This is a genomic window from Mucilaginibacter polytrichastri, assembly GCF_001911425.1.
GTDB lineage: Bacteria > Bacteroidota > Bacteroidia > Sphingobacteriales > Sphingobacteriaceae > Mucilaginibacter > Mucilaginibacter polytrichastri.
In genome coordinates this window covers 640301-657294 of the sequence record NZ_MPPL01000001.1, presented here as the reverse complement: position 1 = coordinate 657294, position 16994 = coordinate 640301, and the positions used below count along the sequence as shown (strand labels likewise).

Annotated in this window: 15 protein-coding genes and 2 pseudogenes; 8 read left to right on the top strand and 9 right to left on the bottom strand. The window is 41.1% G+C overall.

What is annotated here, in order from left to right:
- Positions 1–19: 19 nt before the first annotated feature.
- From RG47T_RS02975 to miaA, 5 genes are all read left to right on the top strand, one after another.
- On the top strand, positions 20–1132 hold the full coding sequence (locus tag RG47T_RS02975; protein ID WP_074488009.1) for a glycosyltransferase family 4 protein: 1113 nt from the start codon (positions 20–22) through the stop codon (positions 1130–1132).
- The gene (locus RG47T_RS02970) at positions 1125–1691 is read left to right on the top strand and encodes an L-threonylcarbamoyladenylate synthase (RefSeq protein WP_074488008.1); all 567 of its coding nucleotides are present in this window, start codon (positions 1125–1127) and stop codon (positions 1689–1691) included. The genes RG47T_RS02975 and RG47T_RS02970 overlap by 8 nt, the downstream gene beginning before the upstream one ends.
- Before the next feature lie 66 nt (positions 1692–1757).
- On the top strand, positions 1758–3170 hold the full coding sequence (locus tag RG47T_RS02965) for a CCA tRNA nucleotidyltransferase (protein ID WP_074488007.1): 1413 nt from the start codon (positions 1758–1760) through the stop codon (positions 3168–3170).
- A gap of 40 nt (positions 3171–3210) precedes the next feature.
- Entirely contained in the window at positions 3211–3873 is a 663-nt protein-coding gene (locus RG47T_RS02960) for an IS1096 element passenger TnpR family protein (RefSeq protein WP_074493073.1), read from the top strand.
- A gap of 41 nt (positions 3874–3914) precedes the next feature.
- Positions 3915–4823, top strand: a complete 909-nt coding sequence (gene miaA, locus RG47T_RS02955; protein WP_074488005.1) for a tRNA (adenosine(37)-N6)-dimethylallyltransferase MiaA — start codon at positions 3915–3917, stop codon at positions 4821–4823.
- A gap of 134 nt (positions 4824–4957) precedes the next feature.
- Here miaA and RG47T_RS02950 read toward each other — a convergent pair whose 3' ends face one another.
- A complete protein-coding gene (locus RG47T_RS02950; RefSeq protein ID WP_074488004.1) occupies positions 4958–5704 on the bottom strand; it encodes an HAD-IIB family hydrolase in 747 nt (248 codons plus the stop codon).
- 111 nt (positions 5705–5815) lie between these two features.
- Here RG47T_RS02950 and RG47T_RS27145 point away from each other — a divergent pair.
- Together RG47T_RS27145 and RG47T_RS02945 are read left to right on the top strand one after the other, a co-directional pair.
- A pseudogene (locus RG47T_RS27145) lies at positions 5816–5915 on the top strand (IS982 family transposase); the annotation flags it as partial.
- Positions 5916–6001: 86 nt separating this feature from the next.
- On the top strand, positions 6002–7009 hold the full coding sequence (locus RG47T_RS02945; protein ID WP_074488002.1) for an acyltransferase family protein: 1008 nt from the start codon (positions 6002–6004) through the stop codon (positions 7007–7009).
- 329 nt (positions 7010–7338) lie between these two features.
- Here RG47T_RS02945 and rfbA read toward each other — a convergent pair whose 3' ends face one another.
- From rfbA to RG47T_RS02930, 3 genes are read right to left on the bottom strand one after another with little or no spacing between them, the layout of a single operon-like run.
- Complete coding sequence (gene rfbA / locus RG47T_RS02940; RefSeq protein WP_074488001.1) at positions 7339–8199, bottom strand: glucose-1-phosphate thymidylyltransferase RfbA; 861 nt, start codon at positions 8197–8199, stop codon at positions 7339–7341.
- Positions 8200–9054, bottom strand: coding sequence for a dTDP-4-dehydrorhamnose reductase (gene rfbD, locus RG47T_RS02935; RefSeq protein ID WP_074488000.1), 855 nt, complete (start codon positions 9052–9054; stop codon positions 8200–8202). It abuts the gene before it with no gap.
- Positions 9055–9072: 18 nt separating this feature from the next.
- Positions 9073–9672: a D-sedoheptulose-7-phosphate isomerase gene (locus RG47T_RS02930; protein ID WP_074487999.1), complete on the bottom strand. Its 600-nt coding sequence runs from the start codon at positions 9670–9672 to the stop codon at positions 9073–9075.
- A gap of 123 nt (positions 9673–9795) precedes the next feature.
- On the opposite strand from RG47T_RS02930, the gene RG47T_RS02925 reads away from it, so the two are divergent.
- Positions 9796–12126, top strand: a complete 2331-nt coding sequence (locus RG47T_RS02925; RefSeq protein ID WP_074487998.1) for a FlgD immunoglobulin-like domain containing protein — start codon at positions 9796–9798, stop codon at positions 12124–12126.
- A gap of 54 nt (positions 12127–12180) precedes the next feature.
- Here RG47T_RS02925 and RG47T_RS02920 read toward each other — a convergent pair whose 3' ends face one another.
- From RG47T_RS02920 to RG47T_RS26580, 5 genes and pseudogenes are all read right to left on the bottom strand, one after another.
- Positions 12181–13161, bottom strand: coding sequence for a UDP-glucuronic acid decarboxylase family protein (locus tag RG47T_RS02920; RefSeq protein WP_074487996.1), 981 nt, complete (start codon positions 13159–13161; stop codon positions 12181–12183).
- A gap of 60 nt (positions 13162–13221) precedes the next feature.
- Positions 13222–14535: a UDP-glucose dehydrogenase family protein gene (locus tag RG47T_RS02915; protein ID WP_074487995.1), complete on the bottom strand. Its 1314-nt coding sequence runs from the start codon at positions 14533–14535 to the stop codon at positions 13222–13224.
- Between the two features lie 51 nt (positions 14536–14586).
- Positions 14587–15531, bottom strand: coding sequence for a GDP-L-fucose synthase (gene fcl / locus RG47T_RS02910; RefSeq protein WP_074487993.1), 945 nt, complete (start codon positions 15529–15531; stop codon positions 14587–14589).
- 6 nt (positions 15532–15537) lie between these two features.
- Positions 15538–16653 carry a GDP-mannose 4,6-dehydratase gene (gene gmd / locus RG47T_RS02905; RefSeq protein WP_074487992.1) on the bottom strand — a complete coding sequence of 372 codons (1116 nt, stop codon included), beginning with the start codon at positions 16651–16653 and terminating at the stop codon, positions 15538–15540.
- An 83-nt stretch (positions 16654–16736) separates the two neighbouring features.
- Positions 16737–16994 (bottom strand): annotated as a pseudogene (locus tag RG47T_RS26580) (WcaI family glycosyltransferase); the annotation flags it as partial.

Here is a 16994-nt window from a genome sequence, read left to right as displayed (position 1 = left end):
TTCTATTTTCTATACTAATATGAAAATCGGCTTTGATGCTAAACGAGCTTTTTTAAACCGTACCGGCTTAGGCAACTACAGCAGGTGGCTTATTAATGCCCTGGTTAAGTATCAGCCCGAAAATGAGTACCTGCTTTATACACCAAAGCTTAAACCGGGCCTCTACACGCCCGATTCTGCTACGCAGATTAAAACTCCCGCAATCAAATTCCTGACTTCGAGATGGCGCAGCAGTGGCATTTTGAACGATTTAAAGCGAGATGGTGTAGAACTTTACCATGGCCTTAGTCATGAGTTACCCTTTGGTATCGAACGTTCTGGCATTCGCTCTGTAGTTACCGTGCATGATTTAATCTTCATGCGCTTTCCGCAATATTTTAGTTGGATAAACCGGTACATTTACAAAGCCAAGCTTATTTATGCCTGCCGTGTGGCCGACCGCATTATTGCCATCAGCCAAAAAACCAAAGATGATTTGGTGGAATTGCTGAATGTTGATCCGACAAAGATTGAGGTGATCTATCAAAGCTGTGATACCTCTTTCAGAGCAGAATTAAGTATAAAGCAGCAAGAATTAGTAAAAAACAAGTACAATTTGCCCGATAAATACTTACTTAATTTAGGTACTATCGAATTGCGTAAAAACCTGCTATTACTGGTCAAAGCATTGGGCCAGGTGCAGGATATTAAGCTGGTAGTGGTGGGTAAACCCACGGCTTACCTTGAAGAAGTCAAGGCTTATATTAACCAGCATCAACTAGCCGACCGGATCCTGTTTTTACACAACGTAAAGTTTGATGAGCTACTTGCCATTTACCGGCAAGCGGCCTGCTTTATATATCCATCCCGGTACGAAGGTTTTGGGATACCCGTGCTGGAAGCCTTGTGTGCGGGGGTACCTGTTATTGCAGCCACGGGCTCGTGCCTGGAAGAAGCAGGCGGACCCAATAGCCTTTATACTGATCCCGATAATGAGTTTCAACTCGCGGGGTTAATAATGCAGGTATTGGGCGATGAAAGCCTGCGCCAAAACATGATTACCAAAGGTTTGGTATATTCACGTAACTTTGACGATGATAAACTGGCTGCCCGGCATGCCGAATTATATAAAAACGTATTAAACAATGCTTAGAGAAGAAGTAGCCAAAGCTTTAAAAGTGATTCAGGATGGTGGGATTATTTTATACCCTACCGATACCATTTGGGGCATAGGCTGCGATGCTACCAATACCGAAGCCGTGCAAAAGATCTTCGCCCTTAAACAGCGCGACGAAGCCAAAAGCATGATCATTTTGCTGGATGCCGACCACCAGATGGAACGCTATGTAAACGAAGTACCGGCACTGGCTTATGACTTGATAGAGTTTGCAGAAAACCCATTAACCCTGGTTATGCCGGGTGCTAAAGGCATATCACCTGCTTTAATTGCAGCCGATGGCAGCATTGGTATGCGCGTAAGCAAACACCCTTTTTGCCAGCAGCTTATCCAGCGGATGCGCAGGCCATTGGTATCAACTTCGGCCAACATCAGCGGAGAACCGTCGCCCAAAAACTTTGGCTTTATCAGCGAGGATATTATTAACGGGGTTGATTACGTGGTGGATGTAGACCAGCATAATATGGCCGAGAACATCCCCTCAACCATTATGCGTTTAGACCCAAGCGGCAAGTTTGAGTTTTTACGCCGATAATTTGCACTGTTATTGCAAATCTATAATCACTAAATTTGTACCGGCAGGGGCTGCCATTGTATTTGCATGAAGAACCATCTAAAACATCCTGTATTTTCTATTATTTCTAAACTTGCAGGTAAAAGCAACTTACAGGTATATGCTATTGGTGGTTTTGTACGCGATATTTTTTTAAGCCGTTCGTCAAAAGATATCGACATTGTTGTGCTGGGCAACGGCATTGATTTTGCCGAACAGGTAGCCGCTGCGCTTAAAGTAAAGCTTTCTGTTTTTAAAAGTTTTGGTACGGCCATGCTGCGCTACCACGATATAGAGGTGGAATTTGTAGGCGCCCGTAAAGAATCATACCGTGCCGATTCGCGCAAGCCTATTGTAGAAAACGGCACGTTGGACGATGACCAGAAACGCCGCGATTTTACCATCAATGCACTGGCTATTGCCCTGCACCCTGATAATTTCGGCCAATTGATCGACCCTTTTGAGGGCATTGTTGACCTGGAAAATAAACTGATCCGTACACCGCTAGACCCGGCTGAGACTTTCTCTGACGACCCCCTGCGGATGATGCGGGCCGTGCGCTTTGCTTCTCAATTAAACTTCGAGATTGCGGCAGATGCCATTGAAGCCATCAAGCTTAATAAAGAGCGGATCAAGATCGTATCGCAGGAACGGATTACCGACGAACTGAACAAGATCATCCTTTCGCCCAAACCTTCTATCGGTTTCAATTACTTGTTTGATACCGGTTTACTGCACATTATTTTTCCGCAGATGACTAATCTGTACGGTGTAGAGTACATTAACGGCAAGGGCCACAAGGATAACTTTTACCATACCCTGCAGGTATTGGATAATATTACCATAGATACCGCCGACCTTTGGTTACGCTGGGCTGCCATATTGCATGATATTGCCAAACCTGCCACCAAACGTTTTGAACCCGGCCACGGCTGGACCTTTCATGGCCATGAAGACCGCGGCGCACGCATGGTGCCCAAGATCTTCGCGCAACTGAAACTACCACTTAACGAGCACATGAAACTGGTGCAAAAGCTGGTACAACTACACCTTCGCCCTATTGTGCTGGCACAGGATGTAATTACAGATTCGGCCGTAAGGCGACTGCTTTTTGAGGCAGGCGACGATACTGAGAGCCTCATGATGCTTTGTAAAGCCGATGTTACCACCAAAAATGAGTACAAGGTTAAGAAGTACCGCAACAATTTTGAACTGGTTCAGCAAAAATTAAAAGACGTTGAAGAACGCGACCGTGTACGCAACTGGCAGCCCCCTATTACAGGTACAGATATTATGCAACTGTTTGGTATTAAGGAGGGACGCGAAGTTGGTATTATTAAAAATCAGATCCGCGAAGCTATACTTGAGGGCGACATTGCCAACACACGCGAGGCTGCTATTGCATTCACAATTGCCAAAGGGACAGAAATTGGCTTAAAAGTTGTGGCAAACACATTTTAAATTAAAGTATTATTTTTGGCAAACATCCACAATACAAAAAATGGCTATATATAGGTTCAAGATTACATTTGAAGATTATGATGATATTTCGAGAGAGATTGACGTAAAGTCGAACCAAACTTTCGAAGAATTGCATACCGCGATACACCAGGCTACCGGCTATAATCCAGATTACTCATCTTCATTTTATGTAAGTAACGATCAGTGGACCAAGGGCGAAGAAATTGCCTATAAACCGAATGAGCGTAAAGCCAGTCGTGGCGTATCGCTGATGGAAAACGCAAAACTGAGCAACTTTATTGATGACCCACATCAAAAGTTTTATTACACCTTTAATTTCGACAGGCCGTTTGATTTTCATGTCGAACTGGTGAAGATCCTGAACGAAGCACCCGGTGTTGTTTATCCAAGTGTTTTTAAAAGTGTAGGCGAAGCGCCTAAGCAATTTGGTAATATATTGGGCACAACGGTTATACCGCCTACCAATGAAGATTTTGATTTCCTGAACGAAATGGAATTTAGCCCAGAGGATGCAGAAGATTTTTCTGAAGTTAAAGACACCGGTTTAGGATTGGGTTCTATTGACGAAGAAGAAGAAACTGTAGCCGAAGAAGAAGAGGACGAATTTGGCAGTGAGTTTTCTGACAATGACGAGGACGACGAATTTGGTGGTGGCCGCAAAGGCAGCCACGACGATTATTAACTAAACTGTAAATGAACCTCATGTTCATTTATAACCCATAAATGGATAGCAATAAAACTTTAATTGTAGTAGCCGGCCCAACTGCTGTTGGCAAAACGGCTGCTGCAATTAATTTAGCACAGCACTATAATACTGCTATTCTGTCTGCCGACTCGAGGCAGTTTTTCAGAGAAATGTCTATCGGTACGGCCAAGCCCTCGCCTACCGAACTGGCAGCTGCGCCGCATTACTTCATCAATTCGCACAGTATTACCGACAGCTTTAATGTTGGCGATTTTGAAACCGAAGGGTTAAAACTGCTTGACGAACTATTTAAAACACATGATACGGTAATTTTAGCCGGTGGCTCGGGGCTATACATTAAAGCCATTTGCGAAGGTTTTGATAACCTGCCCACCGTACCACCCGAAATTAGGGTACGGCTTAATGATGAACTTATAGAAAAGGGACTCGCCTTTTTACAGAAAAAATTAGCCAATGCAGACCCTGTATATTATGCGGAAGTAGACATCCATAACCCACAACGCCTGATAAGGGCCTTAGAAGTATTTGAAAGCACAGGTAACCCCTTTTCCTCATACCGTACCGCAAATACCCGGCAGCGGCCTTTTAACATCGTTAAAATAGGGTTAAGCATGCCACGCGAACAACTCTACAACAGAATTAATGAACGGGTTGATATAATGATAGCCGAAGGCATGGTTAAGGAAGCAGAACGGTTGACCCCCTACCGGGAGGCTAACGCCTTAAAAACGGTCGGCTATAACGAGCTTTTCGATTACTTCGATGGCAGAACAGACCTGAAAACCGCTATCGAACTCATTAAGCAACATACCCGGCAATTTGCCAAACGCCAGCTCACCTGGTTTAATAAAGACAAAACGATAGTTTGGGCCAATCCAATTACGGATGATATAGTTGAATTAGCCGACCGGCTTTTGAATAAATAAGTTTAACTCAATTAATATAATTTGTTATTCCTTTGCTCCCGCAAGCGTCCCGCTGGTGGTACACTACCATGCCATTGGCTTAATTAGACGACGACCACAAGCGCTTGCTTGCGGCAGCGAAGAGAATAACTCCCCTACCGCAAGCAAGCAATAATCGTATCAATCAAATGCTTAGTTTCTTCCGGGTCTTTGGTTTGGATACACTTGGCACCTGTGGTTGCCGCGGGGTGGTCGTTTCCCCCTTCAAAAAGGGCATCGCCGATAAACAGCATCTCATCAATACTAACCCCAAGTACATCGCGTAACTTATACATACCGTAAGCCTTATCAATGCCCGGCTTGGTAATATCTATAGATGTAGCCCCGCCCAACTGTACGGCAAATTCGGGGATAGATTTGTCCAGTATTGTTTTAATCTTTTTCCGTTTGGCAAAATCAGGGTCCCAGGCCTTCTTAGGTTCAAGCGGGGCCTGCTGGCCAAGGGCAGAGAATGTGATCTGACTTTCCCGGTCTTCAATTTGTTCGCCCCAAAACTTTTCTGCCTTAAAACCCGACTCCTCCACCGCTTTGTTCAGCGAATCGACAATCTTCCTTTTTTCATCAGCAGTAAAATTTTCCGAGTAAAGCTTCTTCCAGCCGGCCGGGTCATATTGGTAAAATTTGGTACCGCAGGTAGGCAATATGGATAGCTTATCCAGTTTGGCGTTTTTGGGCAAATGAGCAATAATCTGTTTATCAAACTGGGGCCAATCGCCGCCAGATATAATAGCTACCCGTGCAACATCCAGCAAACTGCTAAATAACACGGCCATATCAGCATCTATGACAGCTTTGCTTTCGGCAAGTGTACCGTCCAGGTCAAATACAATTAGTTTTTTCATTTTGAGTATCTCAAGTTGATCTGCTTATGGCAGACTCTTTCCCCATTAAGGCGGCTGACGCATTATTGTTTCGATTAGTTAATTTTTTAATAAGCACCTAACCTAGCAGGATTCCTTAAAAAGCTTCACGCTGTTACTTTTAAAGTTTGGTTATTTAAAATCACCCGCATTCTTTTTTACTTTTACGCTAAATAAAATAACGCCTAAATAACAACTTGAGTTAATTAATAATAACTAAACAGCTTTTAACGGTATTTTTAATGATTATGTCTATATTAGAGTACTTAATTAAAATTGATGACCGAAAAGAAATACAATTGGGAGTTTTTATCCCTGACAAGATTTTTATTAGCTTTCATTGTATTATCAGGTCATTTAAAAGTATACACAGACATTGGTTTGTTGAACTGGTATACAAAATTTGGATCCTTTGAAGCCATCTTTGGTTTTTTGCTGATAAGCGGTTTTTCAATTGGAAAGTCTATCCAAAAGAATAAAAAATCATACTTTTTAAGACGGGCTGAGCGGATTTATCCGGTGTATATAGCAAGCATTATTCTTCTCTTAATTACCATACCACCTAATTTCTCCGGCAGCTTTATAATTGTACTTCTTATTAACTTGGTCTTCATGAATCAAGTATTGATTGGAACTTCTTTAGTTGGACCAGCATGGAGCCTGGCTTTAGAAGTCTGGTTATATGCTTTTGCTCCTTTACTATTAAAGGCAAGTTATAAGTTACTGATTTATTTAATAGCAACATCATTTATTTGCTATTGCGGCTATACACTTGGACGGACTTTATTCCATTGGCCGTATTACTCAGGAACAAAATTCGGAATTAATTTAATTTTGCTATCCTTTATATGGATTGCAGGCTTCGGATTGGCCACGCATCAAAGCCAAATCAAATTATTTTCAAAAGTCATTGCTAGTATATTTATATTACACATATTACTTACTGTAACGATACAATTACTTTTTCGATTAAAACATCATAAATTTCATGAATTTATAGCAACAGATGTTGTCATATATGTATTTGCATCTCTCTGCTTATTAGGAGTATTCTACATCGTAGTACTAAATCATCGCTTACCGGCGCTAAGTATTAATACAAAAAAGTTGTTTCATTTATTGGGAAATATCTCGTATCCATTATACTTAATACACTGCAGTGTATTTGACTTTCTCAAAAAATTAAACATTTTAAATGTGCCGTTAATGATTATAATATCTTTGGCAGCCTCTTACATCATATACTATATCTTTGATTTTTATAGCCGACGAAGAGCAATTTCTTAAACAATCGCAAGCGACTTTGCTAATTCTAATTGAAAATTACTACTTATTTTCAATTAGTCTAAATCATTGACAACGTAATCTTTCTAATAAAACGTTGCATAGCCGTATTCCTGTTAACTTAAATGGAATCAAGTTGAATAAACAATGCTTGTTCAAAATCCCCCACGAAAGTGTAGGCCAAACGCAGCGAGACGAATTAAGCACAAGATAGAAGAACAGTATCTGTGTACCCATTCAGAGGTTTACATTATTATTTGAAGACTTGATATATAAAGAAGAGAGCTAAGTAAATTAGCTGACTCTCTTCTTTATACATAATTCTTTTCGGATTAATCCTGCAGCTTCAGCAAATACTGGCCGTAACCGCTCTTAATATATTTAGCAGCAACCTCGTTTAACTGCTCGCGGTTGATAAAACCGCGGCGGTATGCTATCTCTTCAATACAACCTATTTTGGTAGCCTGGCGTTTTTCAATCACACGCACAAACTCAGTGGCATCACTCAACGAATCGAACGTGCCGGTATCCAGCCATGCGGTACCACGGTCCATCACCCCTACGTGCAGGTTATCCTGCTCCAGGTAATATTTGTTTACGTCAGTGATTTCAAATTCGCCGCGCGGAGAGGGCTTAATGTTTTTGGCTATTTCAACCACACTGTTATCATAAAAATACAAGCCCGGCACGGCATAGTTTGATTTTGGCTCCAATGGCTTTTCTTCGATAGATATGGCCTTATAATCCTTATCAAATTCAACCACACCATATCTTTCAGGGTCAGATACTGCGTAAGCAAATATAGCAGCGCCTTGCACATCATTAAAACTACGGATTAGTTCGCCGAAGCCTGTACCATGGAAAATGTTATCGCCCAGTATAAGTGCTACCTTATCGTCGCCAACAAAGTCTGCACCTATTACAAAGGCCTGTGCAAGCCCGTTAGGAGTTTCCTGCACTGCGTATTCAAAACGACAGCCAAGTTCCTTACCGTCGCCCAAAAGGCGCTTAAAGCCTGCATTATCCTCGGGGGTGGTTATAATCAGTATTTCCTTAATATCAGCCAACATAAGTACTGATAATGGATAATAGATCATCGGCTTATCATAAATAGGCATCAACTGCTTACTTATGGCTTTAGTTATTGGGTATAAGCGGGTTCCAGAGCCCCCTGCAAGTATAATTCCTTTCATTTATTTCAATGCTTTAATACACGCTATTAAACTATCTCGCCAATACGGAATCGGGAGATTAAAAGTTAGCTTTATTTTTGATTTATCCATCGCCGAAAACTTTGGCCTCGTAGCTTTAGTAGGGTATTGCGCCGTGGTAATAGGGTTAACTTTTATTTTAACGCCTGCAATATCAAATATATTTACAGCAAAATCAAACCACGATGTTACCCCCTCATTACTGTAGTGATAAACGCCATACTGCTGCTTATCATTGCTGATGATATGCAATATAGCACCAGCCAAATCAATGGCGTAGGTTGGCGTGCCTACCTGGTCGGCAATAATGTTCAGTTCGCTGCGGTCCACAGCGAGTTTAAGCATGGTTTTAACAAAGTTGTTAGCATACTCAGAGTATAGCCAGCTGGTGCGCAAGGTATAATACTTCGGGGCATTAGCGGCAACAGCCTCTTCGCCCTCTAACTTGGTAAGGCCGTATACACTAATTGGCGCAGTGGCATCTTCCTCTGTCAATAACTTTGGTAAGTTACCCTCAAACACGAAATCGGTGGAGATATGGATGAGTGTACAGTTGTATTTAGCACACAGCTTAGCCAGGTTTTCGGCACCGTCGCGATTGACTTTCCGGGCTAGCTCAAGCTCGTCTTCGGCTTTATCAACCGCAGTGTAAGCGGCGCAATTAATACTGTAAGCAGGTCTATGTTTTTCGAATAATATTTCTAATGCTTCGGTATTTAAAATATTGGCTTCTCCTTCAGGTGGAAAGACGATGCCCTCAAAGCCGGTTCTTGCAGCAACCGTGAGCAGGCATTGCCCCAATTGCCCCGAACCCCCAAACACTAAAGTTGTATTCATTATTAATTTACGTAGTTATTAAGATTTGGGATTTAAATTTAGATGCCCAAAAAGTGTTTCTTCAACAAGATAGCAAATTATATGGCCTATCAATATATGTGACTCCTGTATTCTTGGCGTATCTAAAGATGGGACATTGATGCATATATCGCAAAGTGCTGCCATTTGGCCGCCACTTTGGCCGGTAAGCCCAATGGTTTTAACCCCCTTTGCCTTACATACTTCTAAAGCCTTTAAAATGTTTGTAGAATTACCGGATGTAGATAAGCCGATAAAAACATCGCCAGCTACAGCATGGGCATCTATCTGCCTTGCAAACAAGTGTTCGAAGCCATAATCATTACCTACAGCTGTAATAATAGACGTATCAGTAGATAAAGAAATAGAAGACAGGCCCGGGCGGTCAAAATAAAAGCGGGCTACCAATTCTGCGGCAATGTGCTGCGCATCTGCAGCACTACCGCCATTACCGGCCAGCAGCGTTTTTTTATTATGCTGATAGGCATCAATAATCATCTCTACAGCAGAAACAATTTGATGTAATAGGGACTCATTGTCTAATAATGCCTGTTTGGTATCAATTGATTTACTAATTTGTGATTTTATTACAGACAGCATAGCTAGAAGCAAAAATAGAATTTAGTAGTTCTTTAAAATATTTCTCGAAATTATAAATAATCCGTCAATCCAATCTTACAATAATATTAAATCTATCCGTTTAAACTAAAAATACCCCTGTTTATGAAGTATAAAAAAATAGTTCTTACTAAACCATCCCGATATCTTTTTTATATAGTTGCATTAGTTATAATTATTTTACTGAAGCCTAAAGAGAGCCTGGCACAACAACCAAACGCCGATAAGGCGTTTACTTTTACCCTCAATACTACTGCCAAAACCAGTGCCGGCATTTTCACCAAAGATGGTACGCTTATTAAAACACTTTGGAGCGGCACGGTATACAACAGCGGCACACACAGCGCAACCTGGGATGGAACCGACGATGAAAGCAAGCCTGTTTCGCCCGGCGCATATCTGGTTAAAGTGCTATCAAATAATGTTAAGTATACTTGGGAGGGGGTAATTGGCAACACCTCCGATTCATTATCGGGCCCTAGCGTATACCATTCAATTGAACCCCTGTATGGAATGGCAATATTTAATGATTATGCATATTTTGTTACCAATTACAATGAGCAATCAACTAGCACTTTTAAATTTAATCTCAAAGCTCCTGAAAAAAGTATTGCCGTACTTAGCAAAGGTATTGCCGCCAAATTTGTTACTACAGACGGAATTAATGTTTATTGGGGGGGCAAAGACGCTAATACCCCCGGTAACTGGTTCGTATATGCAACAAAAACCATCGATGATTATGAAACTATATTTGATTTTGGACAACCTGTTAAAACAAAATATGCCAGGGCTTATAAATCTGTTTTAGATTTCTCTCCTGAAGCAACTGCAGATATAACCGGATTAGCCGTACAAAAAGCAGGAAAATACTTATTGGTAGCCCACCAAAAGTTAAATACAATAAATGTGATAAATAAAAAAAACGGGGAAACAGTAAAGAAAATAGCTTTTAATTCGCCCGGTATTCTTACCATAGATAAAAATGACGACCTATGGATTGTTTCCACATCTGATGAAAAATCCACTATTAATAAATATAAAATAACCAGTACCGGTGATTTGGTGCCACTTAACTTAAAAATTACTGATATACAATTCCCTTTAGCAATGGCAATTTCACCTGACAACGCCACAATATTGGTTGCAGATGGAAATAACAGCCAGCAGGTTAAAGCATTCAACAACCAAAATGGCCTCTTTAAATGGGTATATGGGCAACAAGGCGGTTATACTAACTCTCCAGATGTTGCTGACACTAAATTTTATTTCGGAGATATGAGGAACCCACAACATACCACTATAGCATATCAACCCGACGGTTCATTTTGGATTGAAGATTCTGGTAATTGCAGAACTCAGCACTATGATGCCAATCTTAAGTTTATAAACAGAATTATGTACCTCAATTCTTCATACAGCACTGGAGTTGACCCCAACAAACCCGATCGTGTGTTTGCAGATTATCTCGAATTTAAAGTTGATTACACCAAAACACTAAAAGGAAATAATAATTCATGGACACTAATAAAAAACTGGGGCTATAATATTCCGCCAAAACTAGATTCCAGATATATACGCCTTCATTTTGTTACCACATTAAAAAACGGACGAACCTATACTCAATTTTATAACAACGAAACAACAAAATGGATAATAGGTGAATTAACATACGATAAAGGCATCCGGCTTACAAATGCAATATTTGATAATAATAAAACTCAATTTTACCCCGACGGTTCATTAAGAAGAAAAACTGTAATTAAGCTTGGTCAAAGTGTCACATGGTCGATCCGTCCGCTAATTAGCTTCGATGCTAATAATGATCCAATTTGGGGAGCTGAGAAAACAATTGCAACATACCCAAGTGCAACTAGTACTGACCCATTAAAAGATGCCAATTTCAATCTTTATCACGCAGCGGATATAACAAGTTCTAATATTTTAGTGTCTTACGACAATGTACGTGCAGACCTGGTTAATACAACGTGGCATCTCGGCGGCATACGTTTGGGTGATCATAAATGGCTATGGAAAACAGCGAAAGCAACTTCTTCTGATTATAAAGGAGCATACCCACCTGACGGCATGTATGATTATAGAAAGTTGAGTTACGGAGGAAGCATTTCTTTAGTGATGGACAAAAATATCTTTTGGGGTTATTATGGGGAAGGTTGGAATGGAGGAGAAGTAAATAAATGGAATCATGTTTATGATGATGGTCTCTTTATTGGGCAATTAGGTGTAGCAGGAAAGGAGATTAAGAATACCGAAGCCCCGCCAATGATGGCTGGAAACGCATTTTCCGCAGTTTTAGTTAAAACTAAAGGTGTACTTTACCTTTATCACAATGATGAAAGCCAGCACGGAGGTATACATCGGTGGAAGATTACGAATCTGAATACTATCCAGGAGCAATCCATCCCAATTAGGTTGTAAATAGAAAGTGCCTGTATTTTCAATACAGGCACTTTCTATTTTATCAGGATAATACTATTTATTGTAATAGGTAAAATCTTTATGCTGGATTTCGTGCTCAGGCAATGATTTAAAATACTCGTAAGTAATTTTTAAACCCTCTGCCCTGCCAACCTTAGGCTCCCAGCCTAAAATGGCCCTGGCCTTGGTAATATCCGGGCGGCGTTGTTTGGGGTCATCAGTTGGTAAAGGTAAACTGATCAGTTCCTGATCGGTACCGGTTAACTTAATGATCTCTTCTCCAAACTGACGGATGGTGATTTCATCGGGGTTACCAATGTTTACCGGTTGTGCGTAGTCGCTGTGCAGTAAACGGTAAATACCTTCAATTAAATCGTCAACATAACAGAATGAACGGGTTTGTGAACCATCGCCAAATACAGTTAATGGTTCGCCCCGCAAAGCCTGGCCAATAAAAGCCGGCAATACACGCCCGTCATTTAAACGCATTCTTGGCCCGTAGGTATTAAAGATGCGGATAATACGCGTCTCTACACCGTGGAAAGTATGGTAAGCCATGGTAATAGCTTCCTGGAAACGTTTAGCTTCGTCATATACACCCCTTGGGCCTACCGGGTTTACATTACCCCAGTATTCTTCTGGTTGCGGGTTAACGCTAGGGTCGCCATATACTTCTGATGTAGAAGCAATAAGCATGCGGGCACCTTTGGCACGTGCCAACCCAAGCAGGTTATGCGTACCTAATGAACCTACCTTTAACGTCTGGATCGGGATTTTTAAATAATCGATCGGGCTTGCAGGCGAGGCAAAGTGCAGGATGTAGTGCAGGTCGCCGGGTACATACACAAACTTGGAGACATCGTGGTTATAAAACTCGAAGTTTTCCAGTTTAAACAAATGCTCTATATTGCGCAGGTCGCCGGTAATAAGGTTATCCATGGCTATCACATGGTAATCTTCCTTAATAAACCTGTCGCACAGGTGCGAGCCTAAAAAGCCGGCCGCCCCGGTAATCAATATACGTTTTCTTGACATAATTGCCCTATTTTGTTTGTTAAGACTATGGACAATAGACCATAGACGATGGACTATAAATTATTTACCTACTACTTTTCTACCGATACTGTTGTAGTAAAAACCGCAATCAATCATTTTATCAAGATCGTAAAGGTTACGGCCATCAAAAATAACTTTGCTGTTTAAAGTAGCGCTTAGCTTATCAAAATCAGGTGTTCTGAATAAAGACCACTCGGTTAAGATCAATAATGCATCTGCATTTTCAAGCGTATCGTAAGCGTTGGTACCATAAGTAATTTTATCGCCAACAACCGCTTTTATGTTAGGCATTGCCTCAGGGTCAAATGCGGTAACGGTAGCGCCTGCTTCTATCAGTTCGTCAATGATGTACAATGCAGGTGCTTCGCGAATATCATCAGTTTCTGGTTTAAACGCTAAACCCCAAAGTGCAAAATGTTTGCCTTTCAGTTCGCCGTTGTAATATTTCTTTACTTTTTCTACCAGTACTTTTTTCTGGATCTCGTTAACACTCATTACCGAGTTTAAGATCTTAAAGTCGTACTGATGCTCTTCGGCCGATTTAGCCAGCGCCTGTACATCTTTAGGGAAACAGCTACCACCGTAGCCGATACCTGCAAACAAAAATCTTTTACCAATACGCTCATCGGCACCAATACCGCGGCGTACCATATCTACATCGGCACCAACAAGCTCGCACATGTTAGCAATCTCGTTCATGAAAGATATTTTAGTTGCCAGAAAAGAGTTGGCAGCATATTTTGTTAACTCAGAAGAGCGCTCATCCATAAAGATAACCGGGTTACCCTGGCGAACGTAAGGACCGTAAAGCTCGCCCATTAATTTGCGTGCTCTTTCGTCTGTAGTACCCACTACAACCCTATCTGGTTTCATGAAATCCTCAACAGCAACACCTTCTCTTAAAAACTCTGGGTTAGATACTACTGCAAATTCTACAGTGGTCTCGGGCGACATAACCGCTCTTACCTTATCTGCAGTACCTACCGGTACGGTTGATTTGGTAACGATAACTTTATAATCGGTAATCAGTTTGGCAATATCTTTAGCAGCACCTAATACGTAGCTTAGGTCGGCAGCACCATCACCACCCGGAGGCGTAGGTAGTGCAAGGAAAATAATTTTTGCTTCGGCAATAGCTTCGGCCAGGTTAGTTGTAAAGTGCAACCTGCCCTGGCTTATATTACGGTGAAATATTTGCTCCAGGCCTGGTTCGTAAATTGGCAGTTCACCTGCCTTCATTTTTTCTACCTTTTGTACATTAATATCTACACAGACTACGTCGTTACCTGTTTCTGCTAAACAAGTACCTGTTACAAGCCCTACGTAACCTGTGCCTACTACTGCTATCTTCATGATTGTTTTTTTTAAATAGAATATTTTAATATTTAATTGAGTGTCTCGTTATTAATTTACCGGCGCAGCCTCCAATTTTTGTAAAAAATCATGGTAAGCCAAAGCTATCCCATCTTCCAGCTCTACGGTGTGTTTCCAGCCCTTGCTATGCAGTTTAGAAACATCCATTAACTTACGCGGCGTACCATCTGGTTTAGAGGTATCAAACTTAATTTCGCCTTCGTAACCTACAATTTTTTTAACCAATAACGCCAGATCTTTGATAGAAATATCTTCGCCGGTACCAATGTTTACCAAACCTTTTTCATCATAGTTCTGCATCAGGTAAAAGCAGGCTTCGGCCAAATCATCTGCAAACAAAAATTCGCGTTTTGGTGATCCTGTACCCCAAATGGTTACATCGGTAGCACTAGCGGCTTTAGCCTCATGAAAGCGGCGAATTAATGCCGGCAATACATGCGAGTTTTGCGGATGGTAATTATCGTTGTAGCCGTACAAATTGGTAGGCATCACCGAGATGAAGTTGCAACCAAACTGATCGCGGTAGGCATCACACATTTTAATACCTGCAATTTTGGCTATCGCATATGGCTCGTTAGTTTCTTCAAGCAGCCCGGTTAATAAATAATCTTCCTTTAAGGGCTGGGGAGCCATTTTAGGATATATACAGCTTGAACCTAAAAACATTAATTTTTTAGCCTCGTTTACATAAGCCGAATTAATAATGTTGTTTTGAATTTGCAGATTATCATATAAAAACTCGGCGCGGTAGGTATTATTAGCTACAATACCACCCACTTTTGCTGCTGCCAGAAATACGTATTCAGGTTTTTCGTGCGTAAAAAATGCGGCTACAGCTTCCTGATTACGGAGGTCTAACTCTGAGGAAACACGGGTTATAATGTTGGTGTAACCCTCCTTTTCGAGCTTACGGTATATTGCAGAGCCAACCATACCCCGGTGGCCTGCAATATATATCTTGGCATTTTTCTCCATAAATGCTTATTCGTACTGGTTTTTAATACTATAACCAGATGCCTTTAATAATTTTTCGCGTTGGAAAAGTTCAACATCTGCTACCACCATTTCGCTCACCAGTGCTTTAAGGTCATATTTAGGTTTCCAGCCTAATTTCTCATTACACTTTGTTGGGTCGCCAATTAGCAGATCAACCTCTGTAGGTCTAAAATATTTAGGATCAACTGCAACAACTTCTTTACCAATTTCTACCTGGTAATCGGGTTTGCTACAGCTTACTATATAACCTCTTTCGTCAACACCTTCGCCTTTAAATTCAACTATAATACCTACCTCGGCAAATGCCATGCGTACAAAATCACGCACATGGGTGGTTATACCTGTTGCAATTACAAAGTCTTCCGGTTTTTCCTGTTGTAATATCAGGTACATGGCTTCAACATAATCCTTGGCATGGCCCCAGTCGCGTTGTGCATCTAAGTTACCCAGGTACAATTTATCCTGCAGGCCTAATGCAATTTTGGCAACTGCACGGGTTATTTTACGGGTTACAAATGTTTCTCCCCTTAACGGGCTTTCGTGGTTAAAAAGGATACCATTACAAGCATACATATCATAAGCTTCGCGATAGTTAACCGTGATCCAATAACCATATAATTTAGCCACTGCATATGGAGAGCGCGGATAGAACGGCGTAGTTTCTGATTGCGGAACTGCCTGTACCAAACCATATAACTCTGAAGTTGAGGCTTGGTAGATCTTCGTTTTTTTGGTTAAACCTAATAAACGTACAGCTTCTAATACCCTTAAGGTACCAATACCATCGGCATTTGCAGTATACTCGGGCGTTTCGAAACTTACCTGAACGTGCGACATAGCACCCAAGTTGTAAATTTCATCTGGCTGAACCTGCTGTACTATGCGGATAATGTTGGTTGAATCTGAGAGATCACCATAATGTAGAAAGAAGTTTTTGTTTGCCTCATGCGGGTCTTGATACAAATGATCAATCCTGTCGGTATTAAACAGTGAACTTCTTCTTTTAATACCATGCACCTCATATCCTTTTGATAATAACAAATCAGCCAGGTAAGCGCCGTCTTGCCCGGTAATACCGGAAATTAATGCCTTTTTTTTCATTGATGTAGTAACTATGTTTTCAGTTTACAGAATGCCGTGCTAAGCAAAAAGGCATCCTCCATATTATTTATATAATTTCTTTCTTAATCTGCCGAAACTTCATTAATAAAGCTTTGCATTATCTGGTCGATATTTAAATACTGGATGGCATATTTACGCGAGTTTGCTCTTTTAAACTCCACATTTAAGTCTGCCTTTACTTCCAATACTTTTTGGGCCAGCGCCTCATAATCTTCGGGCGGTATAATGTATCCCACATTATATTTTTCAATAACGTTGTACAGCGAGGTATCCTTCGCCGCTGTAACTATACAAACACCACCTACAGCAAGTATGGTGGT

Bases quoted from the DNA above. Each gene is read 5' to 3' on its own strand.
- RG47T_RS02975 (WP_074488009.1), top strand. From the start codon at position 20: ATGAAAATCGGCTTTGATGCTAAACGAGCTTTTTTAAACCGTACCGGC.
- RG47T_RS02970 (WP_074488008.1), top strand. From the start codon at position 1,125: ATGCTTAGAGAAGAAGTAGCCAAAGCTTTAAAAGTGATTCAGGATGGT.
- RG47T_RS02965 (WP_074488007.1), top strand. From the start codon at position 1,758: ATGAAGAACCATCTAAAACATCCTGTATTTTCTATTATTTCTAAACTT.
- RG47T_RS02960 (WP_074493073.1), top strand. From the start codon at position 3,211: ATGGCTATATATAGGTTCAAGATTACATTTGAAGATTATGATGATATT.
- miaA (WP_074488005.1), top strand. From the start codon at position 3,915: ATGGATAGCAATAAAACTTTAATTGTAGTAGCCGGCCCAACTGCTGTT.
- RG47T_RS02950 (WP_074488004.1), bottom strand. From the start codon at position 5,704: ATGAAAAAACTAATTGTATTTGACCTGGACGGTACACTTGCCGAAAGC.
- RG47T_RS02945 (WP_074488002.1), top strand. From the start codon at position 6,002: ATGACCGAAAAGAAATACAATTGGGAGTTTTTATCCCTGACAAGATTT.
- rfbA (WP_074488001.1), bottom strand. From the start codon at position 8,199: ATGAAAGGAATTATACTTGCAGGGGGCTCTGGAACCCGCTTATACCCA.
- rfbD (WP_074488000.1), bottom strand. From the start codon at position 9,054: ATGAATACAACTTTAGTGTTTGGGGGTTCGGGGCAATTGGGGCAATGC.
- RG47T_RS02930 (WP_074487999.1), bottom strand. From the start codon at position 9,672: ATGCTGTCTGTAATAAAATCACAAATTAGTAAATCAATTGATACCAAA.
- RG47T_RS02925 (WP_074487998.1), top strand. From the start codon at position 9,796: ATGAAGTATAAAAAAATAGTTCTTACTAAACCATCCCGATATCTTTTT.
- RG47T_RS02920 (WP_074487996.1), bottom strand. From the start codon at position 13,161: ATGTCAAGAAAACGTATATTGATTACCGGGGCGGCCGGCTTTTTAGGC.
- RG47T_RS02915 (WP_074487995.1), bottom strand. From the start codon at position 14,535: ATGAAGATAGCAGTAGTAGGCACAGGTTACGTAGGGCTTGTAACAGGT.
- fcl (WP_074487993.1), bottom strand. From the start codon at position 15,531: ATGGAGAAAAATGCCAAGATATATATTGCAGGCCACCGGGGTATGGTT.
- gmd (WP_074487992.1), bottom strand. From the start codon at position 16,653: ATGAAAAAAAAGGCATTAATTTCCGGTATTACCGGGCAAGACGGCGCT.